The organism is Streptomyces sp. NPDC047002, from assembly GCF_040704505.1.
GTDB lineage: Bacteria > Actinomycetota > Actinomycetes > Streptomycetales > Streptomycetaceae > Streptomyces.
On sequence record NZ_JBEYWC010000034.1, the window covers coordinates 14,429 to 39,201 of the forward strand.

A 24,773-nucleotide genomic window follows, 5' to 3' on the forward strand; every position below is an offset into this window, starting at 1 on the left:
GCGACGACAGTACGGCGACGCCCCTGTCCGGACGGAGAGTCCCGACAGGGGCGTCGTTGCCGTAGCCGTTCCTGCGTGGGCCGCGCGGGGCGCGGCGGGGCTCACAGCCCCAGGTCGACCTCGAACTCGCCGGCTTCGAGGATCGCCTTGACCGCCGTCAGGTAGCGGGCCGCGTCGGCGCCGTCCACCAGGCGGTGGTCGTAGGAGAGCACCACGTACGTCATGTCGCGGATCGCGATGGTCTCGCCGAGCTCCGGGTGGTCGATGACCACCGGGCGCTTGACGGTCGCACCGATGCCGAGGATCGCGACCTGGTTCGGCGGGACGATGATCGTGTCGAACAGGGCGCCGCGCGAACCGGTGTTGGAGATGGTGAAGGTCGCCCCGGCCAGGTCGTCCGGGGTGATCTTCGACGCGCGCACGGCGTTCGCCAGCTCCGCGGTCTTCTTGGCGATGCCCGCGATGTTCAGGTCGCCGGCCCCCTTGATGACCGGGGTCATCAGGCCCTTCTCGGAGTCCACCGCGATACCGATGTTCTCGGTGTCGAAGTAGGTGACCGTGCCCTCGTCCTCGTTGATCCTGGCGTTGACGACCGGGTGGGCCTTGAGTGCCTGGGCCGCCGCCTTGACGAAGAACGGCATCGGGGACAGCTTCACGCCCTCGCGGGCCGCGAAGGAGTCCTTCGCCTGCGCGCGCAGCCGCATCAGCTTCGTGATGTCCACCTCGACCACGGAGGACAGCTGGGCCTGGCCGTGCAGCGCCTTCATCATGTTGTCGCCGATGACCTTGCGCATGCGGGTCATCTTGACGGTCTGGCCGCGCAGCGGGGACGCGTCGAGCTTCGGCGCCTTCGAGGCGGCGGGAGCGGCGGGGGCGATCGCGGGCGCCGGGGTCGCCGAGGCCTTGGCGGCCTCGGCGGCGGCGACGACGTCCTGCTTGCGGATGCGGCCGCCGACGCCCGAGCCCTTGACCGTGGACAGGTCCACGCCGTTCTCCGAGGCCAGCTTGCGGACCAGCGGCGTCACGTACGCGCCGTCGTCCGAGCCGCCGTTCGACGCGGCGGCCGGGGCCGGGGCGGCCGGCTGCGGCGCCGGAGCCGGGGCGGCGGGGGCCGGGTCGGGAGCGGGTGCGGCCTGCTGCTGCGGCGCGGGCGCGGTGGGCGCCTGCGGGGCGGGCGCCTGCTCCTGCTGCGGGGCCTGGACCTCCTGCTGCGCGGGCTGGGCGGGGGCCGGGGCCTCCTGCTGCTGCGGGGCGGCGCCGGGCGCGCCGATGACGGCGAGCTTGGCGCCGACCTCGGCGGTCTCGTCCTCGCCGACCACGATCTCCAGCAGGACGCCGGCGGTGGGCGCCGGGATCTCCGTGTCGACCTTGTCGGTGGAGACCTCGAGCAGCGGCTCGTCCTCCTCGACCGACTCGCCGACCTCCTTCAGCCAGCGGGTCACGGTGCCCTCGGTGACGCTCTCGCCCAGGGCGGGCAGCACCACATCGGTACCGCTGCCGCCGCTGCCGTCCCCGGCGCTGCCGCCGGACGCGGCCTGCGGCGTCGGCGCGGGGGCCGGGGCCTGGGCCTCGGCGGACGGCGCGGCCTGGGCGGGCTGCGCCGGCTCGGGGGCCGGGGCCTGCTGCTGCTCGGCGGCCGGGGCCTGGTCGGCCGCGGGCGCGCCCGTGCCGTCGTCGATGAGGGCCAGCTCGGCGCCCACCTCGACGGTCTCGTCCTCGGCCACCTTGATCGACGACAGGACGCCGGCGGCGGGCGCCGGGATCTCCGTGTCGACCTTGTCGGTGGAGACCTCGAGCAGCGGCTCGTCGGCCTCCACGCGTTCGCCCTCGGCCTTCAGCCAGCGGGTGACAGTGCCCTCGGTGACGCTCTCGCCGAGCGCCGGCAGGGTTACGGAAACCGCCATGGTTCCTCTTGCTCCTATCGGAAGTGCGGTAGTGGTCTCGTCGCGCGCTCTGACTGCGTGTCGCGTCAGTCGTGGGAGTGGAGGGGCTTGCCCGCCAGTGCGAGGTGGGCCTCGCCGAGCGCTTCGCTCTGGGTCGGGTGGGCGTGGATGAGCTGCGCGACCTCGGCCGGCAGCGCCTCCCAGTTGTAGATCAGCTGAGCCTCGCCGACCTGCTCGCCCATACGGTCACCGACCATGTGGACGCCGACCACCGCACCGTCCTTGACCTGGACGAGCTTGACCTCGCCCGCGGTCTTGAGGATCTTGCTGCGGCCGTTGCCCGCCAGGTTGTACTTGAGGGCGACGACCTTGTCGGCACCGTAGATCTCCTTGGCCTTGGCCTCGGAGATGCCGACGGATGCGACCTCGGGGTGGCAGTACGTCACCCGCGGCACGCCGTCGTAGTCGATCGGGACGGTCTTGAGACCGGCCAGCCGCTCCGCGACGAGGATGCCCTCGGCGAAGCCGACGTGCGCGAGCTGGAGGGTGGGCACGAGGTCGCCGACCGCCGAGATCGTCTCGACGTTCGTGCGCATGTACTCGTCGACCAGGACGTAGCCGCGGTCCATCGCGACGCCCTGCTCCTCGTAGCCGAGGCCCTGCGAGACCGGGCCGCGGCCGATCGCGACCAGCAGCACCTCGCCGTCGAAGGTCTTGCCGTCGGCCAGCGTCACGCGGACGCCGTCCTCGGTGTACTCGGCCTTCTGGAAGAAGGTGCCCAGGTTGAACTTGATGCCGCGCTTGCGGAAGGCGCGCTCCAGGAGCTTGGAGCTGTTCTCGTCCTCGACCGGGACGAGGTGCTTGAGGCCCTCGACGATCGTCACGTCGGTGCCGAAGGACTTCCATGCGGAGGCGAACTCGACGCCGATCACACCGCCGCCGAGGATGATCGCGGACTTCGGCACGCGGTCGAGCGTCAGCGCGTGGTCGGAGGAGATGATGCGGTTGCCGTCGATCTCCAGGCCGGGCAGGGACTTCGGCACGGAGCCGGTCGCCAGGAGGACATGGCGACCCTCGACGCGGCGGCCGTCCACATCGACGGAGGTGCGGGAGGACAGGCGGCCCTCACCCTCGATGTAGGTCACCTTGCGGGAGGCGACGAGGCCCTGGAGGCCCTTGTACAGGCCCCCGATGACCTCGTCCTTGTACTGGTGGACGGCCGCGATGTCGATGCCCTCGAACGTGGCCTTGACACCGAACTGCTCGGACTCGCGCGCCTGGTCGGCGATCTCGCCCGCGTGCAGCAGGGCCTTCGTGGGGATGCAGCCGCGGTGCAGGCAGGTGCCGCCGACCTTGCCCTTCTCGATCAGGGCCACGTCAAGACCCAGCTGGGCCCCGCGCAGGGCCGCGGCGTAACCACCGCTGCCACCGCCGAGGATCACTAGGTCGAAAACGGTGCTGGCGTCGTTCGCCACGTCACGTTCCTCCATGCATGTGCGCCGTACGCCGGGCGGGTCTCGGCTCGTCCGGACGGCTGGTGTTCGGCCGCTTCTCTTCGGCCCTGTGGTGGGGGCCCTGTCCTGCCGAGAACCCATCTTTGCACTTGTCGGCGTCCGGCGGGACGCGGGGCCGCGCTGCGGGGCGGCGGGTGAGCGGACTCACGTTCACCTGAGGCCGCGGCGGCGCTCCCGCCAGGGCGGTGCCGCGGCGGCGGTGCCGTACCGCACGGAACGCCCCGTCCCCCGAGGTCCCGGGGACGGGGCGTTCCGTGCGGTACGGGGGGAGGCGGCCGTCAGCCGAGGTCCCCCGCCGCCGCGTGCTCGGCGAGCGCGACCAGGGTGCGCACCGCGCTCCCGGTGCCGCCCTTGGGGGTGTAGCCGAAGGGCGCGCCCTCGTTGAAGGCAGGGCCCGCGATGTCCAGGTGCGCCCACGTGATGCCCTCGGGCACGAACTCGCGCAGGAAGATGCCGGCGACCAGGCCGCCGCCCATCCGCTCGCCCATGTTGGCGAGGTCCGCGATCGGCGAGTCCAGGCCCTTGCGCAGGTCCGCGGGGAGCGGCATCGGCCAGGCGGCCTCGCCGGCCTCGTCGGCGATCTCGTAGACGGCGGTGCGGAAGGCGTCGTCGTTGGCCATGACGCCGAACGTGCGGTTGCCGAGCGCCAGCATCATCGCGCCGGTCAGCGTCGCCACGTCGACGATCGCGTCGGGCTTCTCCTCGGCGGCGCGGGTGATCGCGTCGGCCAGCACCAGGCGGCCCTCGGCGTCCGTGTTGAGCACCTCGACGGTCTTGCCGCTGTACATCCGCAGCACGTCGCCCGGGCGGGTGGCCGAGCCCGACGGCATGTTCTCGGCGAGCGCGAGCCAGCCGGTCACGTTGACCTTGAGGCCGAGGCGTGCCGCGGTCACCACGGCGGCGAACACCGCGGCCGCGCCGCTCATGTCGCACTTCATCGTCTCGTTGTGTCCCGCCGGCTTCAGCGAGATGCCGCCCGAGTCGTACGTGATGCCCTTGCCGACGAACGCGAGGCTCTGCTTCGCGCCGCGCGCCGTGTACGAGAGGCGGACCAGGCGCGGCGGGTTGGCCGAGCCCTGGCCCACGCCGATCAGGCCGCCGTAGCCGCCCTTGGCGAGCGCCTTCTCGTCCAGCACCTCGACCTTGACGCCGTGCTCCTTGCCCGCGGCGGCGGCGATGGCGGCGAAGCCCTCGGGGGTGAGGTCGTTGGACGGGGTGTTGATCAGGTCGCGGGCGCGGTTGATCTCCTCCGTCAGCGCGCTCGCGCGCTCCGCCGCCGCCTTGTGGGCCTTGTCGCGGGGCTTCGCGCCGAGCAGGACGGCCTCGCCGAGCGGCTGCTTCACCGCCGTGTCCGCCGCGGCTGCCGTGCCGGTCCTCTTCTCGCCGCCCCGGTAGACGGTGAAGGCGTACGCGCCGAGCAGCAGGCCCTCGCCGATCGCGGCGACGTCCTCCGCCGCCTCGACGGGCAGCGCCACGCCCGCCTTCTTCGTGCCGGACAGCGACCGCGCGGCCACGCCGGCGGCGCGGCGCAGCGACTCGGTGCCGTACGCCTCGCCCTTCTCCGGCTGCCTGCCGAGGCCGACGGCGAGCACGACGGGCGACTTGAAGCCCGCGGGCGCGGGCACCTTGGTCACCTCACCCTCGGCGCCGGTGGCCCCGAGGGTTTCCAGCACGGTGGCGAGCTTGCCGCCGAAGCCCTTGTCCACGGCCTCGGCGCCCGGGGCCACGACCGGTCCGGCCGCGCCCTTGGCGACACCGACGACGATGACGTCGGCGCGCAGCGTCGCCGCGCCCGACGTGGTGAGAGTGAGAGCAGTCACGGTGGTGAATTCTCGCTTCCGGTGAGTTCGTTGACGGCCGGGGGACGGGCCGGCCTTCCCAGCGCGCCGTGACCGGCCCTCGGCGCGCCGGGAGCGAGCCTACGCGCCGCTGACGTGAGGCTTCTCATCCCCCGGACAGCGGGGCCTTTGGCGCGGGCGCGCCCCGGCGCACCCGGCGGCGCGCGCGGGACGCGTCAGGCGGGCGCCACCGCGAGCACCACCAGCGCGACGGTGGCCGCCGTCTCGGCGAGCGCGCCGAGCACGTCACCGGTGATTCCGCCGAACCGGCGCACACAGTGGCGAAGGAGCAACTGCGCGGCGCCGGCGGCACACACCACCGCCGCGCCGTTTCGCACCGCGTCGGCCGCGGAGAAGCCGAGCCCCGCGGCCGCGGCCGCGAGGACCGCGGCGGCCAGGGCGAGGGCCGCCGCCCGGGTGGGCACCGTGCCGGCGACCGCGGCGCCGAGCCCGCCGGGTCTGGCAGGGGGCACGCCCGTACGGCAGCCGAGCGCGAAGACCGACCTGGCGGCGACGGCCGCGACGGCGAGCCCCACGGCGGCCCGGGCCGGGCCGTGGTCGTAGAGCCTGGCCACGGCAGCCGCCTGGGCGAGCAGCACCAGGACGAGCGTGACCACGCCGAACGGTCCGATGTCCGACTGCTTCATGATCCGCAGCGCGTCCTTGGCAGGCCGGCCGCTGCCAAGACCGTCCGCGGTGTCGGCGAGCCCGTCGAGGTGCAGGCCCCTGGTGAGCGCGGCGGGCGCGGCCAGCGCCCCGGCCGCGGCGAGCAGCCCGCCGGTGCCGAGCAGCCACAGCGCGGTGGCGAGCGCGGCGGAGGCGGCCGCGACGGCGAGCCCGGCGAGCGGCGCCGCGAGCATGCCGAGGCGGGCGGCGTCGCGGTCCCAGCGGGTCACCCTGACGGGCAGCACGGTGAGGGTGCCGAGGGCGAAGCGCACCCCGTCGCCGAGGGAGGCGGGGGGCTGCGCGGGGACGGGGGTGGGGGCGGTGGGGGAGTCGGGCACCGCCGCACCCTAACCGGGCGCCGCGCCGAAGGCGCCGGGGCGTCGCCCGGTGCGGGCGCGGCGCGGGGCGATACGTTTCCTTCGCGGGCTTTACCCGTTACGTCCCCTGTGGGGCGGCGGTGCCGCCCGCGTTCCGGGGCACCGTCCTCGCGCACCGGCAGAACGGGGGTGGCATGGGCCACTGGTTCCAGCGGAACGTGGCGGAGCCCGGCAAGCTGCCGATGCTGCTCGCGCTGCTCTCCTTCGTCGTGTGCTTCCTGCTGACCCGTACGGTCACCCGGCTGATCAGGGCGGGCAAGGGGCCCTTCGGCAACGTCACGCCCGGCGGCCTGCACATCCACCATGTCGTCCCCGGCGTGGTGCTCGCCGTGATCGGCGGCTTCGGCGCGGTCGGCACCGGCACCCACGGCGCCGCGGCCGGGGCCTTCGCGGTGGTCTTCGGCGTCGGGGCGGGCCTCGTACTCGACGAGTTCGCGCTCATCCTGCACCTGGACGACGTGTACTGGACGGAGCAGGGCCGCCAGAGCGTCGAGGTCGTGGTGATGGCCGCGGCCCTCGCGGCGCTCGCGCTCGGCGGCTTCGCGCCGCTCGGCGTCGACTCGCTCACCGCCGACGAGCAGCACGACCGGGCTGCCGCGATCGCGGCCATCGTGGTCAACTGCCTCTTCGCCGTGGTCACGTTCCTCAAGGGCAAGCCGCGGCTCGGCCTGATCGGGGTGCTGGTGCCGTTCGTCGCCCTTGTCGCCGCCGTGCGGCTCGCCCGCCCCGGCTCGCCCTGGGCGAGGCGCGCCTACCGCCGCCGCCCGCGGGCCCGCGCCCGCGCCACCCTGCGCGCGTACCGCCACGACGCGCGCTGGAGCGGCCCGCGGCGCACCTTCCAGAACTGGCTCGGCGGCACCCCCGACCCGCCCGCGCCGCCCCCCGTACCGCCGGGGCCGCGGCGCTGAACGCCCGCCGCAGGCCCCGCGGCCGGTGGCCCGTCGGCACGTCCCAGGGCGCGGGCGATCGGCCGTGCGGCGCGTCCGCGGGTGCCTCAGGTCGCGTCGAGCACGCCGGGGCGGTCGTCGGGCTCCGGCGCCCCGGGCGCCTCCGGCAGGTCGGCCGCGAGCCCGGCCGCCGCCTGCACAAGCGGCAGGGCGAGCAGCGCCCCCGTGCCGCCGCCCACCGTGACGCCCTGGTCGAGCAGCGGGGTCATCGCCATCCGGTCGAGCGCCTTCGCCTGGCCCGGCTCGCCGGTCAGATGGCCCGCGAGCCACCAGTCCGGCGCGCGGAACGCGGCGCGCTGGCCCACCAGCGCACAGGCGGCGGAGACCACGCCGTCCAGGATCACCGGCATCCGCCGCACCGCGCTCTGCAGCAGGAAGCCCGTCGTCGCGGCGAGGTCGGCGCCGCCCACCGCGGCGAGCAGTTGCAGCTGGTCGCCGAGCACCGGCCGCGCCCTGCGCAGCGCGTCCCGCACCGCGGCGCACTTGCGCATCCACGTCAGGTCGTCGATCCGCACACCGCCGCGCCCCGTCACCACCGAGGCGTCGGTGCCGCACAGTGCGGCGACGAGCACCGCGGCCGGAGTCGTGCCGCCGACGCTCAGGTCGCCGAGCACCACCAGGTCCGTGCCCGAGTCGGCCTCCTCGTCGGCGACGCGCATCCCGAGCCGCACCGCCTCCTCGGCCTCGTCGGGCGTCAGCGCGTCCTCCACGTCGATCCGGCCGCTGCCGCGCCGCACCCGGTGGCGCACGACGTCCTCGGGCAGCAGCGCGGGGTCGCAGTCGAGGCCCGCGTCCACGATCCGCACCGGGACGCCCGCGCGGCGCGCCACCACGGCACCGGGGCTCGCGCCTTCGAGCGCCTCGCGCACCAGCGTGTGCGCGCTCGCCGCAGGCCGCCCCGACACGCCGAGCGCGGCCACCCCGTGGTCGCCGGCGAACACGACGACGCGGGGCTGCGCGACGGCGCGCACGGGCACGGACCGCTGCGCTGCCGACAGCCACTCGCCCAACTCGTCGAGGCGCCCGAGCGCCCCCGCGGGCACGGTCTGCCGCTCCCTGCGTTCCTCGGCGTCCCGCCGCATGCCGCTGTCGGGGCGCTCGATCAGATCGGAGAAGTCGTCGAGATTCAGGGCGCTCATGGGCCCGAACAGTACCCGGACCCGCCCCGCACGCCACCGCGCAGGTGCCGGTGCGCGGCCCGCCGGGCGCCGCTCAGCCGCGCAGCACCAGCGCCTGCCCGGCGACCACCAGCAGCAGGTGCTCGCACTCGGCCGCGAACGCCGCGTTGAGACGGCCGAGTTCGTCGCGGTAGCGGCGTACGGAAGCGGTCGCGGGCACCACCGAGGAACCCACCTCGTTCGTCACGGCGACCACCGTGCGCCGGGTGGTGCGCACCGCGTCGACCAGCTCGGCCGTGCGCGCCCGCAGGGCCTTCTCGCCGCCGCCCTCCCACGCCGCGTCGTCCCACGCGCCGACCCGGTCCATCGCGTCGGTCAGCCACAGCGAGAGGCAGTCGATCAGCAGCGGCGGCCCGTCGTCCCGCGCGAGCAGCGGCACCAGGTCGCAGGTCTCCTCGGTGCGCCAGGACGCGGGGCGCCGCTCGCGGTGCGCCCGCACCCGCTCCGCCCACTCCGCGTCGCCGCGGCGGCCGCCGCCGGTCGCCACGTACACCACGCCGGGGAAGGCGGCGAGCCGCCGCTCCGCCTCCAGCGACTTGCCCGAGCGCGCCCCGCCGGTCACCAGGGTCCGCCGCGGGACCTGCGGCACCGGGCGGTACGCCCCGACGGCGAGGGCCGTGCCGTCGGGCACGGCACGCGCGCCCGCCGCCGCGAGCCGCCGCGCCAGCTCGGCGCCCTGCGGCACGTCGTGGTCGAGGTGGACGGCGAGCACCTCGGTGGAGGGGCCGACCGCGCCCGCGGCCCGCAGCCGCGCCACCGCGTCGGGCCGCCCCACCACGTCGGCGGCCACCAGGTCGTACGGCTCAGGGCGCGCGCGCTCCGCGTCGAGGCCCGCGGGCGCGCCGCCCGGCGGCAGGTACAGCAGCCGCTCGCCCTCGGGCGAGACCACCTCGTACCCCGTGCCGGGCGCGTCCATCGGCACGGCGCGCACCCGGTGCCCGCTCAGCAGCGTCAGCACCCTGCCGTCCGCGACCCGCCCGGCCGCGGGCAGCCCGGGCGGCAGCTCCATGGCGGGGCCCTCGTGCGGATGGCTGAGCAGGACCTGCCGCACGCCCGCCAGCGTGCGGCCGGCCCGCGCCGCGGCGAGCGCGGCGCCCGGCGTCAGGTCGAGCAGCAGGACGCCGTCGACGAGCAGCGCCGTCGCGGCGCGCACCGCGCCGCCGCGGGCCGCGGCGCACACGGCGCAGGGGCAGTCGGGGCGCGGCAGCCCCTCGGGGGCCCCGGTGCCGAGCAGAGTGAGTTCCACACCCACGATCCTCCCGCGACCCCGCGCACCGTGCGCGCCCGGCTACGCTGCGGGCAGCAACACAGTGATCAGCGACAGTGGCAGCAGCCCCGCAGCACCTGGAGGCGCACATGGCGTGGACGTGGCGGTTCGAGAAGGCAGACGGCACGGAGGTCACGCCCGCTGTGCGGGCGGAGGAGTTCCCCACCCAGGGCGACGCCGAGTCGTGGATCGGCGAGGAGTGGAAGGCACTGGCCGAGGGCGGCGCCGACCAGGTCACGCTGTTCGAGGACGGCACGAAGGTGTACGGGCCGATGAGCCTGCACGCCGAGCAGGCGGGCGAGGACCCCACGGCGCTCGGGGCCCCTGCGCCCGGGGACGCGGAGCCCGCCGAGTCGTCGGAGTCGTCAGGGTCCACGGAATCCGCGGACTCCGCCGACCGGCCCTGACCGCGGCGGCCCGCGCGGGGCGGGGGACACAGGCCCGCCCCGCCCGGGCCGGGCGCGCGGCCCGTACGAGGCCGACGGCTCACATCTCGCCGAGCTTGACCTGCGCCGTCTTCGTCGCGTCGCCGCGCAGGTAGGTCACGGCGACCCGCCGGCCCGGCTTGTCGCCCGCGAGGACCTCGGAGAGCGAGGCGATGTCGGTGACGCGCCTGCCGCCGACCTTCACGACGATGTCGCCCGCCTTCAGGCCCGCGGCCTTGGCGCCGCCTCCCCTGGTCGTGCTGACGACCGCCACGCCCGTGGGCCTGAGGTCGGGGCCGAGCACGGTGCGTCCCGTGATGCCGAGCGCGGCCCTGCCCGAGTGGGTGACCTTCCCGTTCTTGATGATCTGGTCGGCGACGGTCTTCACCGTGGAGGCCGGGATCGCGAAGCCGATGCCGGGCGCGGCGCTGCCGCCGCCCCCGATCTGCGGGTCGGTGGCCGCCAGCGTCGGAATGCCGATGACCTCGCTGTCCAGGTCGACGAGCGCGCCGCCGCTGTTGCCCGGGTTGATCGCCGCCGACGTCTGCACCATGTTCGCGATGGTCGCGCCGGTGCCGCCCGACTGCCCTTCCCCCTCGCTCACGGTCCGCCCCACGGCGGAGACGATGCCCTGGGTGACGCTGCTCGACAGGCCGAGCGGCGAGCCCATCGCCAGCACGATCTGGCCCACGGCGACCTTGGACGAGTCGCCGAACACCGCGCCCTTCAGCCCCTTGGGCGCCGAGTCCAGCTTGATCACGGCGAGGTCCTGCTGCGGGAAGCTGGAGACCAGCCGGGCGGTGAGCGGCTGCTCGCGGGTGGCCACGGTGACCTTGAAGGTCTTCTTCGAGCCGACGACGTGCGCGTTGGTGACGATGTGCCCCGCGCCGTCGTAGACGATGCCGGAGCCGAGGGAGTCGCCCGCGTCGATCTGCACGACCGAGGGCAGCACCTTCCCGATGGTGTTCTCGTAGTCCGTCTGGAGGTCGTTCGCCGCGCGCGGGGGCGCCGCCCGCTCGGTGGCGGCCGGGGTCGACGGTGCGGTGGTGCCCCGGGTGGCGAGCGGCGCCGCGGGGGCGGCCGAGGTGCCTGAGGCGGCGGAGCAGCCCGCGAGGGCGGCCGCGCAGAGTCCGGCGGCGAGGGTCGGCAGCAGCCGGTGCGAGCGGCCACGGGAGTGGGATGCATCCATGGCCGGAGTATCCCTTTCGCCCTATTGATCCGATGGGTGGCGCGCGGCGGGAGCCGTCCGCCCCCACGCGCCCGGGCGCGCCGGGGGAGGCGTCAGCCGCGCACGCCGCACAGGTGCAGCAGCGCCGCCACCGCGCGGTACGGGTCGGTCCTGCCCGCGCGCTCCTCGGCCGCGAGCAGCCGCTCCAGCTTCCCGCCGGTGGGCGCCTCGGCCGCGTCGTCGGCGCCGTCCGTGAAGACCCGCACCCCGTACCAGGCGCGCAGCGGGGCGGCGATCCCCTCCAGGGTCCTCGTCAGGTCGGCGAGCCGGTCCGCCCGCACGGTCAGGCCGAGCCTGTTCGTGTACGAGGACCCGTCGAAGGACGCGAGCGCCGTGGCCCAGTCGCCCGCGTACCCCGGCCGCAGCGCGAGCGCGTCGCCGTTGCGGACGAGCAGCGAGAGCAGTCCGCCGGGCGCCAGCATCCTGGCGAGGCCCGCGACGAGCGCGTCCGGTTCCCTGACGTACATCAGCACGCCGTGGCAGAGGACCACGTCGAAGGAGCCCGGCTTGAAGTGCACGCCGGTGTCCATGCCCTCGCCCTGGATCAGCCTGACCCGCTCCCTGATGCCGTCGGGCTCGCGCGCCAGGTCGGCGCGGGCCGCCGCCACCAGCGCGGGGTCGGACTCCAGGCCCGTCACGCCGTGCCCGGCGCGCGCGAGGCGCAGCACCTGGGTGCCGCGCCCCATGCCGACGTCCAGCACCCGCAGCCGCTGCCCCACCGGGAAGCGGCCGGATATCTGCTCCTCCAGCTGGCGCGAGACGAGCTCCTGGCGCACGACGTCGCGCAACCCCCCGAGGCCGCTCAGCCGGGGCCCTGAGCCCTCGGCCGAGCCGCCGCCGCCCGCAGGGCGGCCGGCCGGATCGCCGCTCAGAGTTTCGCCCCGCGTTTGACCTGCGGCTTCGGCAGCCGCAGCTTGCGGATCTGCAGCGTGCGCATCAGGCCGTACATCACGACGCCCCGGGTGGGCTCGTTCGGGAAGCGCACGGCGAGCTGCTTCTTCAGCCGCAGGCCGAGGAAGACCGAGTCGACGACCATGGCGACGATCACCAGCAGCCACAGCAGCAGCGCGATGTTCTGGAGCGCGGGGACCCTGACCATCGTCAGTACGAGGATCACCACGGCGGACGGCAGGAAGAACTCGGCGGCGCAGAACCTGGCGTCGACGTAGTTGCGGGCGAAGCGGCGCACGGGCCCCTTGTCGCGCGCCGGCAGATAGCGCTCGTCCCCGCTGTTCAGCGCCTCGCGCTGGCGCGCCATGTCGGCCCTGCGCGTCTCGCGCTGGCGCTTCACCGCCGTCTTGCGGTCGGCGGGGGCGGTCACCGCGCGGCGGCGCTGCGTCTGCGCCTCGCTCCGCTTCGGCGTGGGCCTGCCCTTGGGCGCCTGCGGGTCACGGGACTGCTTGGTCAGGTCGGCCGTCACCTGGGTGTCGGGCGCCTTCTCTTCGTTCGAACGGCTACGGAACACAAGGGCCAAGGGTACGGGCTCGGGTGCATGGACCCCACCCCCGCGGGGAACGATCCCGCAACGGCCTTCGTCTTCACGGGGTACGGGGCAGGCCGCGGACGCCCGGAGGCGCGGCTCCCGCAGGGGCGTTCCTACTCCCTCCGCCGGAGCGGCCCGCCGCGGGAGTCGTCCTTGGGGATGACCGCATCCCCTCTCGAACAGTGCGGTAATAGAGGCAGGGCCCGTACTGTGGGTTCTGTAGGAGTGCTGGTTCCGGAGTCCGTCACGAAGGGGGCGCGCGAAGCCCATGAGCGGTGTGATGAAGCGTATGGGGATGATCTTCCGCGCGAAGGCCAACAAGGCCCTGGACAGGGCCGAGGACCCGCGGGAGACCCTCGATTACTCCTACCAGAAGCAGCTTGAGCTGCTCCAGAAGGTGCGCAGGGGCGTCGCCGACGTGGCCACCTCGCGCAAGCGCCTGGAACTCCAGCTGAGCCAGCTCCAGGGCCAGTCGAACAAGCTGGAGGAGCAGGGCCGCAAGGCGCTCGCCCTCGGGCGCGAGGACCTCGCCCGCGAGGCCCTCTCCCGCAAGGCCGCGCTCCAGCAGCAGGTCTCCGACCTGGAGACCCAGCACACCACGCTCCAGGGCGAGGAGGAGAAGCTGACGCTCGCGGCGCAGCGCCTCCAGGCCAAGGTCGACGCCTTCCGCACGAAGAAGGAGACCATCAAGGCCACCTACACCGCGGCCCAGGCGCAGACCAGGATCGCGGAGTCGTTCTCCGGCATCTCCGAGGAGATGGGCGACGTAGGCCTGGCGATCCAGCGCGCCGAGGACAAGACGGCGCAGCTCCAGGCCAGGGCGGGCGCGATCGACGAGCTCCTGGCCTCCGGCGCCCTCGACGACCAGTCGGGCCTGGCGAAGGACGACATCGCCACCGAGCTCGACCGGATCTCCGGCGGTTCCGACGTGGAGCTCGAACTCCAGCGGATGAAGGCGGAGCTCGCGGGCGGTTCGTCCGCAGCCCCGCAGCAGGCGATCGAGGGCGGCGCGGGGGAGCGGGACGCGGAGCGCCCCAACCTCGACAAGAGCTGACAAGAGCTGACAAGAGCTGACAAGAGCTGAGCCGACAGGAGCCGAGCCGACAAGAGGCGGCAGAGGCTGACGGACACAGAGCCGACGAGCGCTGAGGAGCGTCATGATCGTACGGATCATGGGGGAAGGGCAGGCACGGGTCGCGGACAGCAGCCTCGCGGAGCTCAACGAGCTGGACGACGAGCTGATGGCCGAGGTCAAGCGGGGTGACGAGGCGGGCTTCCGGCGCACGCTCACCGCGCTGCTCGACCGGGTCAGGGAGCTCGGCGAGCCGCTGCCCGACGACGCGCTCGAACCCTCGGGCCTGATCCTGCCCGCCGCTGACGCGACGCTCGAAGAGGTACGGGAGCTGCTGAGCGACGAGGGCCTGATCCCCTCGTCGGTCTGACCGGCCCGATCCAGGACCCACCGTGCGCACCCCCCACGCGGAGGACTCCGCCGCCCCCCGCCCCGCAGGTGCGGGGCGGGCCCCTGCCGTCGCCCCGCCGCCCGCCGAGCCCGCCGCGGCGCCGAAGGACCGCGACGCCGTACGGGCGGACCGCGACGCCCCGGGCAGGGACCCGGTCGCCCACGCCCCTGGCCCGATCCGGCGCGCGGTGTGCTGGTCCCGGGCGCACCCGACCGGACCCGATGTCGTCATCGCCGTCGTCGTCCTGGTCTTCATGCTGGTCACCGCCGTCGCGCACCCGCGCGGCGGCCGGGGCTTCACCACCCCCATCGACGTACAGCCGCCGGGCGCGCTCAGCCTCACCCTGATGGCGCTGGCTGCCGCCGCGCTCGTGCTCAGGCGCCACAGGCCGCGCTCCGTGCTGCTGGCCACCGGCTGCCTCACCGTGGTCGAGCTGGTCGCAGGGCGCCCCGACTCGCCGATCGTGTTCACCGTGGTCGTCGCCCTCTTCACGCTCGCCGCCCACACCGACAGGCCCACCACCTGGCGGGTCGGCCTGCTCACCATGGCGGTGCTCACCGGCGTCGCCATGGCCTTCGGCACCGGGCCCTGGTACACGCAGCAGAACCTCGGCGTCTTCGCCTGGACCGGCATGGCCGCGGCCGCGGGCGACGCCGTGCGCAGCAGGCGCGCCTTCATCGACGCCATGCGGGAGCGCGCCGAGCGGGCCGAGCGCACCCGCGAGGAGGAGGCGAGGCGCCGCGTCGCCGAGGAGCGGCTGCGCATCGCCCGCGACCTGCACGACGTCGTCGCCCACCACATCGCCCTGGTCAATGTGCAGGCCGGCGTCGCGGCGCACGTCATGGACAAGCGCCCCGACCAGGCCAAGGAGGCGCTCGCCCATGTGCGCGACGCCAGCCGCAGCGCCATTGACGAACTGCGCGCCACCGTGGGCCTGCTGCGCCAGTCGGGCGACCCGGAGGCGCCCACGGAGCCCGCGCCAGGACTCGCCCAGCTCGACGCGCTCGTCGACACCTTCCGCTCGGCGGGGCTGCCCGTGGAGTGCCTGGTGCCTGAGGAGCCGCCCCGGCTGCCGTCGGCCGTCGGCCTCGCCGCGTACCGGATCGTCCAGGAGGCGCTGACCAATGTGCGCAAGCACGCGGGCGCCGGGGCCAGGGCCGAGGTGAGCGTCGTGCGCGCCGGCACGGGCATCGAGGTGACCGTCCTCGACGGCGGCGGCACCGGGCAGCGGGAGAGCGCGCAGGGCGGCGGGCACGGCCTGCTCGGCATGCGCGAGCGCGTCGCCGCGCTCGGCGGCAGCCTGGTCGCCGAGCCCCGGTACGGGGGCGGCTTCCGGGTGCAGGCGATACTGCCGGGGGAGCCGCCGCGACGACAGGGGAAGCACGCGTGACGATCAGGGTCCTGCTCGCGGACGACCAGGCGCTGCTGCGCAGCGCCTTCCGCGTCCTGGTCGACTCGGAGCCCGACATGGAGGTGGTGGCGGAGGCGGCGGACGGCGCCGAGGCCGTCGCCCTCGCCCGCTCCGAGCGCGCCGACGTCGTCCTCATGGACATCCGCATGCCGGGCACGGACGGCCTCGCCGCCACCCGCATGATCAGCGCGGACCCCGGACTGGCCGGTGTGCACGTGGTCATGCTCACGACGTTCGAGGTCGACGAGTACGTGGTGCAGTCGCTGCGCGCGGGCGCCTCCGGCTTCCTCGGCAAGGGCGCGGAGCCGATGGAGCTGTTGAACGCGATCAGGATCGCCGCGGCCGGCGAGGCGCTGCTCTCGCCCGCCGCCACCAAGGGCCTGATCGCCTCGTTCCTCGCGCAGGGCGGCACGGACGGCGACCGGGAGGGCCAGGCCGTGCACGCGGAGCTGCTCGCCGCGCTGACCGTGCGGGAGCGCGAGGTGCTCGGCCTGGTCGCGGGCGGCCACTCCAACGACGAGATCGCCGAGCGCCTCGCGGTCAGCCCCCTCACCGTGAAGACGCACGTCAACCGGGCCATGGCCAAACTCGGGGCCAGGGACAGGGCCCAACTGGTGGTATTCGCATACGAATCGGGCCTGGTGCGCCCGAGGGTGGAGTAGCGCTCCTCCACCGCGTACTCCAGGCGCGGTACTCCGCCGGCACCGGAAAGGGACCTGCGGCGGACGGAAACGCCCCGTTCCATGCCTGATCGTGTAGAGGGACCGGAGAGCCGCCCGCAGCCCGGGGGCCGGCCGGCGCGCCGCCGCCTGCCGCCGCCCCTTCCACCGCCGCTTTCCGCGGTCGCGTACCCGCAGCACGCACACAGAAGAGAGACCCCATGTCCTGGCTGTCCAGGTTCAGCCTCAGACAACGGGCCCTAGTCGGCCTGATGTCGATCATCGCGCTCGTGTTCGGCGCGATAGCGATCCCGCAGCTGAAGCAGCAGCTGCTGCCGCCCATCGACCTGCCGCTCGTCTCGGTGGTCGCCCCCTACCAGGGCGCGTCGCCCGACGTGGTGGAGAAGCAGGTGGCCGAGCCGCTGGAGAACGCCATGAAGGCGGTCGACGGCGTCAGCAGCGTCACCTCGACGTCGAGCGAGGGCAGCGCGACCGTCGTCGCCAGCTTCGACTTCGGCCAGTCCGGCACCAAGCAGCTGGTCGCCGACATCCAGCAGGCCGTCAACCGGGCCTCCAACCAACTGCCCGACAGCGTCGACCCGCAGGTGGTCGCGGGCTCCACCAACGACCTGCCGACCGTGGTGCTCGCCGTCACCTCGGACAAGGACCAGCAGGCCCTCGCCGACCAGCTCGACCGCACGGTCGTCCCCGACCTCCAGGGCATCGACGGCGTCGGCCAGGTCACCGTCGACGGCGTGCGCGACCTGCGGGTCGCCGTCACCCCGGACCCGGCGAAGCTCGCCGCGGCGGGGCTCACCACTGCCTCGCTCTCCGACGCGCTCAAGGCGGGCGGCATGCCCGTGCCTGCGGGCTCGTTCGCCGAGGACGGCAAGAGCCGCACGGTGGAGGTCGGCAGCGGCTTCACCTCGCTCGGCCAGATCAGGAACCTCGAAGTCACCCCGCAGGCAGCGCCGGGCGCGACGCCGGCCAAGCCGGTGCGCCTCGGCGACGTCGCGTCCGTCGCCCAGCGGCCCGCGCCCGAGACCTCCCTGACCCGCACCGACGGACAGCCGAGCCTGGCCGTCAACATCACCATGGACTCGCAGGACGGCAGCGCCGTCTCGATCTCCGACGCCGTCAAGGACAAGCTGCCCCACCTGCGCGACCAGCTGGGCTCCGGCACGAAGGTCGTCGTCGCGAGCGACCAGGGCCCCGCGGTCTCCAAGTCGATCTCGGGCCTGACCACCGAGGGCGCGCTCGGCCTGCTGTTCGCGGTCATCGTGATCCTGCTGTTCCTCGCCTCGCTGCGCTCGACGCTGGTCACCGCGATCTCCATCCCGCTCTCCGTCGTCATCGCGCTGATCGTGCTGTGGATCGACGGTGAGACCCTCAACGTCCTCAGCCTCGGCGGCCTCACCATCGCCATCGGCCGGGTCGTCGACGACTCGATCGTGGTCCTGGAGAACATCAAGAGACACCTCGGCTACGGCGAGGAGCGCCACCGGGCGATCGTCAACGCGGTCAAGGAGGTCGCGGGCGCCGTCACCGCGTCGACGCTCACCACCGTCGCGGTGTTCCTGCCGATCGGCCTGGTCGGCGGCATCGTCGGCGAGCTGTTCGGCTCGTTCTCGCTGACCGTGACGGCCGCGCTGCTCGCGTCGCTGCTGGTCTCGCTGACGGCGGTGCCGGTCTTCTCGTACTGGTTCCTGCGCGCCCCGAAGGACGTGCGGGAGCTCGGCGCCGAGGAGGCGCGCCGCCGCGCCGAGGAGAAGGAGTCCCACAGCAGGCTCCAGCGCGGGTACGTGCCGGTGCTGCGCTGGGCCACCCGCAAGCGCCTCACCAGCGTGCTGATCGCCGTGGTGATCCTCGTCGGCACGCTCGGCATGTCGAGCTTCCTGAAGACCAACTTCTTCGACAACAGCGACCAGGACGTCCTGTCCATCAGCCAGAAGATGGCGCCCGGCACCAGCCTCGACGCGACGGACGCGGCCGCGAAGAAGGTCGAGCACGTGCTCGCCGGCCTCGATCAGGTGAAGGACTACCAGGTCACCGTCGGCACCTCCGGCTTCCAGGCCGCGCTCGGCGGCGGCTCGGGCACCAGCGAGGCCAGCTACCAGGTGACCGTCAAGGACGCCGCGCAGTACGAGAAGACGCAGAGCGCCATCGAGCACGCGCTGCACGGCCTCAAGGGGATCGGCGACACGACGGTCTCCGCGGGCGGCGGCTTCGGCAGCCAGGACCTGAGCGTGGTGGTCAAGGCGGGCGACGAGGCGACCCTGAAGAAGGCGTCCGACCAGGTCACCGCCGCGGTCGGCACCCTGCACGACGTCACCGACGTGCAGAGCGACCTGTCGCAGTCCATCCCGCGGGTCTCCGTGACGGCCAACGGCAAGGCAGCAGCGGCGGGCTTCAACAACGCGACGCTGGGCGCCGCGGTCGCGCAGGCCGTCAGCGGCACCACGTCGGGCACGGCCATCCTCGACGACACCGAGCGCGACGTGGTGATCGTCTCGAAGCAGCCGGCGACGACCGTCGCGCAGCTCAAGGGCCTGCCGCTCGGCCCGGTCAAGCTCGGCCAGATCGCCGATGTGAAGGTCGTGCCCGGCCCGGTCTCCATGACGCGCATCGACGGCAACCGCGCCGCGACCGTCACCGCGCGCCCGACCGGCGACAACACGGGATCGGTCAGCAGCGCGCTCCAGTCGAAGGTCAAGGCGCTGAAGCTGCCGGCGGGCGCCACCGCCTCCATCGGCGGGGTGACCTCCGACCAGAACGACGCGTTCAAGAAGCTGGGTCTGGCGATGGCCGCGGCCGTGGCGATCGTGTTCATGCTGCTCGTCGGCACGTTCAGGTCGCTGGTGCAGCCGCTGATCCTGCTGGTGTCGATCCCGTTCGCCGCGACCGGTGCGCTCGCCCTGCTGCTGCTCACCGGCACCCCGCTCGGCGTACCCGCGCTGATCGGCATGCTGATGCTGATCGGCATCGTGGTGACGAACGCGATCGTGCTGATCGACCTGATCAACCAGTACAGAGCGCAGGGGCACGGCGTCGTCGAGGCGGTCGTCGAGGGCGGCAGGCACCGGCTGCGGCCGATCCTGATGACGGCGCTCGCCACCATCTTCGCGCTGCTGCCGATGGCGCTCGGCGTGACCGGCGAGGGCGGCTTCATCGCCCAGCCGCTCGCGGTGGTGGTGATCGGCGGCCTGATCTCCTCGACGCTGCTGACGCTGCTGCTCGTGCCGACGCTCTACGCGATGGTCGAGCTGCGCAAGGAGCGCAGGGCGAAGAAGCGGGCCGACCGGCGCGGGGACGGCACGCCGCCCCCTTCGGCGCCCTCGGACGAGCGCACCCCGCAGGGCGCGCACGCCTGAGCCCGGCGCACGGCCGGAAGGACCGGAAGCAGACGGGCGGGCCCCCGGCGGACATCTTGGCCGGGGGCCCGCCCCCTTCGCGTACGGAACCCGCGTACGGGTACCTCCGCACGGCGCGGGCGCCGCCCGGGTCACGGCAGGGCGAGCATCTGCTCCAGCGCGGCCTGCGCGCAGCGGGCGGTCTCGTCGTCCACCCGGATGCGGTTGACCTCGTTGCCGTCCGCGAGCGACTCCAGCGTCCACACCAGGTGCGGCAGGTCGATGCGGTTCATGGTCGAGCAGAAGCAGACCGTGCGGTCGAGGAAGACGATCTCCTTGTCCTCGGCGGCGAACCGGTCGGCCAGCCGCCGCACCAGGTTCAGCTCGGTGCCGACGGCCCACTTGGAGCCGGCGGGCGCCGCTTCGAGCGCCTTGATGATGTACTCCGTCGAGCCGACCTGGTCGGCGGCCGAGACGACCTCGTGCCGGCACTCGGGGTGCACCAGGACGTTGACGCCCGGTATGCGCTCGCGCACCTCGCGCACCGACTCCAGGCTGAAGCGGCCGTGCACCGAGCAGTGGCCGCGCCACAGGATCATCTTCGCCTCGCGCAGCTGCGCGGCGCTCAGCCCGCCGTCCGGCTTGTGCGGGTCGTAGACCACGCAGTCGTCCAGGGAGAGGCCGAGGTCGCGCACCGCGGTGTTGCGGCCCAGGTGCTGGTCGGGCAGGAACAGCACCCGCTCGCCCTGCGCGAACGCCCAGTCCAGGGCGCGCTCGGCATTGGACGACGTGCAGATCGTGCCGCCGTGCCTGCCGGTGAAGGCCTTGATGTCCGCCGAGGAGTTCATGTACGAGACGGGGACGGTGCCCTCGGCGACGCCCGCGTCGGTGAGGACGTCCCAGCACTCCGCGACCTGCTCGGCGGTGGCCATGTCGGCCATGGAGCAGCCGGCCGCCAGGTCGGGCAGGATCACCTGCTGGCTCCGCGAGGTCAGGATGTCCGCGGACTCGGCCATGAAGTGCACACCGCAGAAGACGATGTACTCGGCGTCAGGCCGGTCGGCCGCGTCCCTGGCGAGCTTGAAGGAGTCGCCCGTCACATCGGCGAACTGGATGACCTCGTCGCGCTGGTAGTGGTGCCCGAGCACGAACACCCTCTCGCCGAGGCGCTCCTTGGCCGCGCGGGCGCGCGCCACGAGGTCCGGGTCCGAGGGGGCGGGCAGGTCGCCGGGACACTCGACGCCGCGCTCGCTGCGCGGGTCGGCGTCGCGGCCGAGCAGCAGCAGCGCCAGCGGTGTGGGCTGCACGTCGAGTTCCGTAAGGGGTTGGGCCGTGGTCACGTCACGCACCCTTTCTTCTCTGCGGACCGGTCAACTGCGTCGGCCTTCTCGTCGGATTGACGCTATCTATCATATCCGCTTCGCGTCACGTTGACGATGCCGATACCGTCGATGTGACGCGATCCCCTCCGCCGCAGAGCCGGGCCCCGCGGCCGCCCCGTACCGGCGCGCGGTGTGCGAGCATGAAGGAAGGGAACGAGTACCGGGCCGCGGAATGAAACCGCGGCCGTGCCGGTTGCCACAGTCGGCAAGCAGTCCGTACAACCCGGGAGAGAAGCAGATGTCCGTATCGGACGAGACCACCACCGTGAGCGACGGCATCCTCCTGTCCGACGCCGCCGCCAGCAAGGTCAGGACCCTGCTCGACCAGGAGGGTCGTGACGACCTCGCGCTGCGCGTCGCCGTGCAGCCCGGTGGCTGCTCCGGCCTGCGATACCAGCTGTTCTTCGACGAGCGCTCGCTCGACGGCGACATCGTCAAGGAGTTCGGCGGCGTCAAGGTCGTCACCGACCGCATGAGCGCCCCGTACCTGGGCGGCGCTTCGATCGACTTCGTCGACACGATCGAGAAGCAGGGCTTCACCATCGACAACCCGAACGCGACGGGTTCCTGCGCCTGCGGCGACTCCTTCCACTGAGCCGTCCCCGCCGACCGCGAAAGGGCGGCGGCCCCCGTCCGGGGCCGCCGCCCTTCGCCGTGTCCGCGCCCGTGCCGGTGCCCGCGCCCGCGATCAGCGGGACCCGGCAGGCACCTCCGCGCCCGTCGCCGCGCTGAGGACGGTGCGGGTGCCCAGCGGGCGGTCCAGCGTCAGGGACCTGGACAGGCGCTTCGCCGACGCCACACAGGTCCCGCCCGGCTTCGCGGCGGGCTTCTCCACCCGTACCGCCACCGCCGCGTCCGACTCGTCGGCCCGTACGCCGTACGTCCCGCACACCCCGCCCCAGAACCGCACCGTGAGCGTGCGGCCGTGCGTGCTGTACGAGAGGGGCTGGTCGGCCGCGGTGTCCGCGCCGCTCCCGCCGCCCGGCTTCATCCCGTGCGGCGGCAGGGACGGCAGCGGCGCGCGTGAGGCCCCGGAGTGCAGTGCCGGCTGCGCCACCCGGTACGCCGGGGCGCCGCCGCCCGGGTCGACCGTGAACAGCCAGGACGGTACGAGCCCCGGCACGCCGCCCACCGGCCGCGCCGCGAGCCCGAACACCACCGCGTCCACCGGCAGCGGCCGCGCTCTGCCGCTCGGCGCGCAACTCCCCGTCGGCGCGGGCTCGGCGCCGGTGACCGGTCCTGTCAGCGGCGTCCGCGTGGCGCAGCCGGTGCCGCCCGAGGCGCCCGCGCCGAGCGCCTTCAGCGCCTCGGCGGCCCCCGCCACCGGATACGCCGTGCCCGCCTCGGGGACGCCCAGCTGCCCGCCGCCGCCGGTGATCCGCCCGTCCGCGCCGACCTGGAGGCCCGTCGTCCAGCCGTAGGTCGGCAGTCCGTCCACCACCGGGTCGGCTTCCACCACGCGCACCGCGCCGAGCAGCCGGCCCGCTTCGAGATGCGCACCCCGCAGGCCCGCAGCCGCGAGGACCGGCGCCGCCGCCTTCTTCGCCGCCGCCTCGCTCACCGCGCCGACCGCCGGACCCACCACGCCGCCGGGGGAGGACGGGGCCCCGCCGGGGCACGGCCTGCCCTTCGCGCAGCCGTCGCCGCCCTGCGCCATCGCGTACCGGGAGAACGTCCACGTCCCCGGCGCCTTCTTCTGCACCCGCAGCACCGGGCCCGTGCCGTCCGCGGCCGAGCCGACCTGCCAGAACAGCCCCGACGTGTGCGGCGTCCCCGGCACCCCGAGCGCCTTCGCGAGCGTGGCCGCCCGGCCCGCCGTGATGTCGTCGCGCACCGTGTACACCGTGGCCGTGTCCGGTCCTTCCGGCAGCGGGACCGTCACCCGGTACCCGGCTCCGCGCGGATCGGGCTCGCCCGGCGCGATGCCCGGCGCCGACGGCGAGCCGGGGCCGCCCGGCGCCGCGGAGACCGACCCGGGGCCGCCGTCGTCCATCGGGGTCATCGCGGGCCCGATGCGCGGCGGCGGCCCCGCGCCGTCGGTGGCGCCGCCCGCGCCGGCCGCCAGATACGCGCCGCCGCCCGCCACGGCCAGGGCCCCGGCCGCCACCGCGGCGAGCACCAGCGGCGAGCGCCGCCCCCGCCGCGCCCCCGTACGCCCGGCGCCGTCCCCGTGCTCCTCCGGTTCCCCTGCACCGCTCACCGCTGCGCTCCTCCGGCCGGTCTCCGTCCGCCCGCGCCCCTTACGCCCACGCGTGCGTCCACGGTCAGGGCTGGGACGCGGCCGCACGCCGCCCGGTTCCGCGCGGCGTGCCTTCCGGCGCGGCGCCCGCGCCGCCGCCGTCAGGCCCCGTACTCGGCCATCCGGGCGACCAGCAGCACCGACGCGGGGTCGACCCGCACCCGCGCGGCCCGCGCGGGTGCGTCGGGCGTGACCGACCCCAGGGGCCGCGCCGCCCAGCGCGCCGCCATCCTGGCGCAGTCGCCCCGCAGTTCGGCGAGGCACGCGCCGGGCTCGATGCCCACCGCGCCGTCCTGCCGCATCCGTCGCACACCGTGACTCGTCATGCACCCACGGTACGCAGTCCGTGCGTACCGGGCGAAACCGGGCGCTCTTGCGATGCGCGGCCGGTACTCCGGGCCTCTCCCGCATACCGCGCGCGGATGGCGGTAGCGTGAAGCGCCCACCGTTCGTGACCCCCAGGAGCGTTCACGCCGTGCGAATCGCAGTCTCCGGCTCCATCGCCACCGACCACCTGATGACCTTCCCGGGACGGTTCTCCGACCAGCTCGTCGCCGACCAGCTCCACACGGTCTCCCTGTCGTTCCTCGTCGACAACCTCGACGTGCGCAGGGGCGGCGTCGCTCCCAACATCTGCTTCGGCATGGGCCAGCTCGGCCTGCGGCCCATCCTCGTCGGCGCCGCGGGCGAGGACTTCGACGAGTACCGCGCCTGGCTGGTGCGGCACGGAGTCGACACCGAGTCCGTCCACATCTCCGACCACCTGCACACCGCGCGCTTCGTGTGCACCACGGACACCGACCACAACCAGATCGGGTCCTTCTACACCGGCGCCATGAGCGAGGCGCGGCTGATCGAGATCCAGCACGTCGCCGACCGCGTCGGCGGCCTCGACCTGGTCCTGATCGGCGCCGACGACCCCGAGGCGATGCTCCGGCACACCGAGGAGTGCCGCACCCGGGGCATCCCGTTCGCCGCCGACTTCTCGCAGCAGATCGCCCGCATGGAGGGCGACGACATCCGCGCCCTCCTCGAAGGCGCCACCTACCTCTTCTCCAACGAGTACGAGAAGGGCCTCATCGAGGCCAAGACCGGCTGGACCGACGCCGAGATCCTCAGCCGCGTCGGGTACCGCATCACCACCCTCGGCAAGAACGGCGCCCGCGTCGAGAAGGCCGGCCACCCCGCCGTCGAGGTCGGCTGCGCCCAGGAGGAGGCCAAGGCCGACCCGACCGGCGTCGGCGACGCCTTCCGCGCCGGCTTCCTCGCCGGCCTGTCCTGGGGCGTCTCGATGGAGCGCGCCGCCCAGGTCGGCTGCATGCTGGCGACGCTCGCCATCGAGACCGTCGGCACCCAGGAGTACACGCTGGCGCGCCACCGCTTCATGGAGCGCTTCACCAAGGCGTACGGCCACGACGCCGCCACCGAGGTCCAGGCGCACCTGGCCGTCTGACCCGCCTCGC

20 protein-coding genes and 1 pseudogene are annotated in these 24,773 nt (G+C 74.2%); 9 read left to right on the plus strand and 12 right to left on the minus strand.

Going from position 1 to position 24,773, the window contains the following annotated elements; all coding sequences use genetic code 11:
- Positions 1 to 101: 101 nt before the first annotated feature.
- The 4 genes from sucB to AB0910_RS25785 all read right to left on the minus strand — a co-directional run bounded on the left by sucB (position 102) and on the right by AB0910_RS25785 (position 6,239).
- The gene (sucB, locus tag AB0910_RS25770; RefSeq protein ID WP_366747020.1) at positions 102 to 1,904 is read right to left on the minus strand and encodes a 2-oxoglutarate dehydrogenase, E2 component, dihydrolipoamide succinyltransferase; all 1,803 of its coding nucleotides are present in this window, start codon (positions 1,902 to 1,904) and stop codon (positions 102 to 104) included.
- 65 nt (positions 1,905 to 1,969) lie between these two features.
- Complete coding sequence (gene lpdA, locus AB0910_RS25775; RefSeq protein WP_366747021.1) at positions 1,970 to 3,358, minus strand: dihydrolipoyl dehydrogenase; 1,389 nt, start codon at positions 3,356 to 3,358, stop codon at positions 1,970 to 1,972.
- Between the two features lie 317 nt (positions 3,359 to 3,675).
- Positions 3,676 to 5,217, minus strand: a complete 1,542-nt coding sequence (locus AB0910_RS25780) for a leucyl aminopeptidase (RefSeq protein ID WP_366747022.1) — start codon at positions 5,215 to 5,217, stop codon at positions 3,676 to 3,678.
- Positions 5,218 to 5,411: 194 nt separating this feature from the next.
- Positions 5,412 to 6,239, minus strand: a complete 828-nt coding sequence (locus tag AB0910_RS25785) for an adenosylcobinamide-GDP ribazoletransferase (RefSeq protein ID WP_366747023.1) — start codon at positions 6,237 to 6,239, stop codon at positions 5,412 to 5,414.
- 173 nt (positions 6,240 to 6,412) lie between these two features.
- Here AB0910_RS25785 and AB0910_RS25790 point away from each other — a divergent pair, with 173 nt between their 5' ends.
- Entirely contained in the window at positions 6,413 to 7,186 is a 774-nt protein-coding gene (locus tag AB0910_RS25790; RefSeq protein WP_366747073.1) for a hypothetical protein, read from the plus strand.
- Positions 7,187 to 7,272: 86 nt separating this feature from the next.
- Here the strand turns inward: AB0910_RS25790 and cobT are convergent, their stop codons facing one another.
- Together cobT and AB0910_RS25800 are read right to left on the minus strand one after the other, a co-directional pair.
- Positions 7,273 to 8,364, minus strand: coding sequence for a nicotinate-nucleotide--dimethylbenzimidazole phosphoribosyltransferase (gene cobT / locus AB0910_RS25795; protein WP_366747024.1), 1,092 nt, complete (start codon positions 8,362 to 8,364; stop codon positions 7,273 to 7,275).
- Positions 8,365 to 8,437: 73 nt separating this feature from the next.
- On the minus strand, positions 8,438 to 9,649 hold the full coding sequence (locus AB0910_RS25800; protein ID WP_366747025.1) for a bifunctional adenosylcobinamide kinase/adenosylcobinamide-phosphate guanylyltransferase: 1,212 nt from the start codon (positions 9,647 to 9,649) through the stop codon (positions 8,438 to 8,440).
- 110 nt (positions 9,650 to 9,759) lie between these two features.
- On the opposite strand from AB0910_RS25800, the pseudogene AB0910_RS25805 reads away from it, so the two are divergent.
- Positions 9,760 to 9,966 (plus strand): annotated as a pseudogene (locus AB0910_RS25805) (hypothetical protein); the annotation flags it as partial.
- Positions 9,967 to 10,156: 190 nt separating this feature from the next.
- Here AB0910_RS25805 and AB0910_RS25810 read toward each other — a convergent pair.
- The 3 genes from AB0910_RS25810 to AB0910_RS25820 all read right to left on the minus strand — a co-directional run bounded on the left by AB0910_RS25810 (position 10,157) and on the right by AB0910_RS25820 (position 12,788).
- The gene (locus AB0910_RS25810) at positions 10,157 to 11,284 is read right to left on the minus strand and encodes a trypsin-like peptidase domain-containing protein (RefSeq protein ID WP_366747026.1); all 1,128 of its coding nucleotides are present in this window, start codon (positions 11,282 to 11,284) and stop codon (positions 10,157 to 10,159) included.
- 92 nt (positions 11,285 to 11,376) lie between these two features.
- Entirely contained in the window at positions 11,377 to 12,111 is a 735-nt protein-coding gene (locus AB0910_RS25815) for a methyltransferase domain-containing protein (protein ID WP_366747027.1), read from the minus strand.
- Positions 12,112 to 12,191: 80 nt separating this feature from the next.
- On the minus strand, positions 12,192 to 12,788 hold the full coding sequence (locus AB0910_RS25820) for a DUF3043 domain-containing protein (RefSeq protein ID WP_366747028.1): 597 nt from the start codon (positions 12,786 to 12,788) through the stop codon (positions 12,192 to 12,194).
- A 286-nt stretch (positions 12,789 to 13,074) separates the two neighbouring features.
- On the opposite strand from AB0910_RS25820, the gene AB0910_RS25825 reads away from it, so the two are divergent.
- From AB0910_RS25825 to AB0910_RS25845, 5 genes are all read left to right on the plus strand, one after another.
- Positions 13,075 to 13,860, plus strand: coding sequence for a PspA/IM30 family protein (locus AB0910_RS25825; RefSeq protein ID WP_366747029.1), 786 nt, complete (start codon positions 13,075 to 13,077; stop codon positions 13,858 to 13,860).
- Positions 13,861 to 13,963: 103 nt separating this feature from the next.
- Positions 13,964 to 14,248, plus strand: coding sequence for a hypothetical protein (locus tag AB0910_RS25830; RefSeq protein WP_366747030.1), 285 nt, complete (start codon positions 13,964 to 13,966; stop codon positions 14,246 to 14,248).
- A gap of 196 nt (positions 14,249 to 14,444) precedes the next feature.
- Complete coding sequence (locus AB0910_RS25835; protein WP_366747074.1) at positions 14,445 to 15,659, plus strand: sensor histidine kinase; 1,215 nt, start codon at positions 14,445 to 14,447, stop codon at positions 15,657 to 15,659.
- Positions 15,656 to 16,342, plus strand: coding sequence for a response regulator transcription factor (locus AB0910_RS25840; protein ID WP_366747031.1), 687 nt, complete (start codon positions 15,656 to 15,658; stop codon positions 16,340 to 16,342). Before AB0910_RS25835 ends, AB0910_RS25840 begins: the two co-directional genes overlap by 4 nt.
- A gap of 218 nt (positions 16,343 to 16,560) precedes the next feature.
- Positions 16,561 to 19,710: an efflux RND transporter permease subunit gene (locus tag AB0910_RS25845; protein ID WP_366747032.1), complete on the plus strand. Its 3,150-nt coding sequence runs from the start codon at positions 16,561 to 16,563 to the stop codon at positions 19,708 to 19,710.
- A 131-nt stretch (positions 19,711 to 19,841) separates the two neighbouring features.
- Here the strand turns inward: AB0910_RS25845 and nadA are convergent, their stop codons facing one another.
- The gene (gene nadA, locus AB0910_RS25850; protein WP_366747033.1) at positions 19,842 to 21,029 is read right to left on the minus strand and encodes a quinolinate synthase NadA; all 1,188 of its coding nucleotides are present in this window, start codon (positions 21,027 to 21,029) and stop codon (positions 19,842 to 19,844) included.
- A gap of 280 nt (positions 21,030 to 21,309) precedes the next feature.
- Between nadA and AB0910_RS25855 the strand changes: the two genes are divergently transcribed.
- Positions 21,310 to 21,666: an iron-sulfur cluster assembly accessory protein gene (locus tag AB0910_RS25855; protein WP_366747034.1), complete on the plus strand. Its 357-nt coding sequence runs from the start codon at positions 21,310 to 21,312 to the stop codon at positions 21,664 to 21,666.
- Positions 21,667 to 21,759: 93 nt separating this feature from the next.
- Here AB0910_RS25855 and AB0910_RS25860 read toward each other — a convergent pair whose 3' ends face one another.
- Together AB0910_RS25860 and AB0910_RS25865 are read right to left on the minus strand one after the other, a co-directional pair.
- Positions 21,760 to 23,271: a hypothetical protein gene (locus AB0910_RS25860; protein WP_366747035.1), complete on the minus strand. Its 1,512-nt coding sequence runs from the start codon at positions 23,269 to 23,271 to the stop codon at positions 21,760 to 21,762.
- A gap of 140 nt (positions 23,272 to 23,411) precedes the next feature.
- Positions 23,412 to 23,636: a hypothetical protein gene (locus tag AB0910_RS25865; RefSeq protein WP_366747036.1), complete on the minus strand. Its 225-nt coding sequence runs from the start codon at positions 23,634 to 23,636 to the stop codon at positions 23,412 to 23,414.
- 149 nt (positions 23,637 to 23,785) lie between these two features.
- Here AB0910_RS25865 and AB0910_RS25870 point away from each other — a divergent pair, with 149 nt between their 5' ends.
- Positions 23,786 to 24,763 carry a carbohydrate kinase family protein gene (locus AB0910_RS25870; protein ID WP_366747037.1) on the plus strand — a complete coding sequence of 326 codons (978 nt, stop codon included), beginning with the start codon at positions 23,786 to 23,788 and terminating at the stop codon, positions 24,761 to 24,763.
- Positions 24,764 to 24,773: the final 10 nt, after the last annotated feature.

What these genes read in the sequence shown, in the direction of transcription:
- AB0910_RS25865 (WP_366747036.1), bottom strand. Translation starts at nt 23,636, where the DNA reads ATGACGAGTCACGGTGTGCGACGGATGCGGCAGGACGGCGCGGTGGGC.
- AB0910_RS25855 (WP_366747034.1), top strand. Translation starts at nt 21,310, where the DNA reads ATGTCCGTATCGGACGAGACCACCACCGTGAGCGACGGCATCCTCCTG.
- AB0910_RS25790 (WP_366747073.1), top strand. Translation starts at nt 6,413, where the DNA reads ATGGGCCACTGGTTCCAGCGGAACGTGGCGGAGCCCGGCAAGCTGCCG.
- AB0910_RS25810 (WP_366747026.1), bottom strand. Translation starts at nt 11,284, where the DNA reads ATGGATGCATCCCACTCCCGTGGCCGCTCGCACCGGCTGCTGCCGACC.
- AB0910_RS25830 (WP_366747030.1), top strand. Translation starts at nt 13,964, where the DNA reads ATGATCGTACGGATCATGGGGGAAGGGCAGGCACGGGTCGCGGACAGC.
- cobT (WP_366747024.1), bottom strand. Translation starts at nt 8,364, where the DNA reads ATGAGCGCCCTGAATCTCGACGACTTCTCCGATCTGATCGAGCGCCCC.
- AB0910_RS25825 (WP_366747029.1), top strand. Translation starts at nt 13,075, where the DNA reads ATGAGCGGTGTGATGAAGCGTATGGGGATGATCTTCCGCGCGAAGGCC.
- AB0910_RS25845 (WP_366747032.1), top strand. Translation starts at nt 16,561, where the DNA reads ATGTCCTGGCTGTCCAGGTTCAGCCTCAGACAACGGGCCCTAGTCGGC.
- sucB (WP_366747020.1), bottom strand. Translation starts at nt 1,904, where the DNA reads ATGGCGGTTTCCGTAACCCTGCCGGCGCTCGGCGAGAGCGTCACCGAG.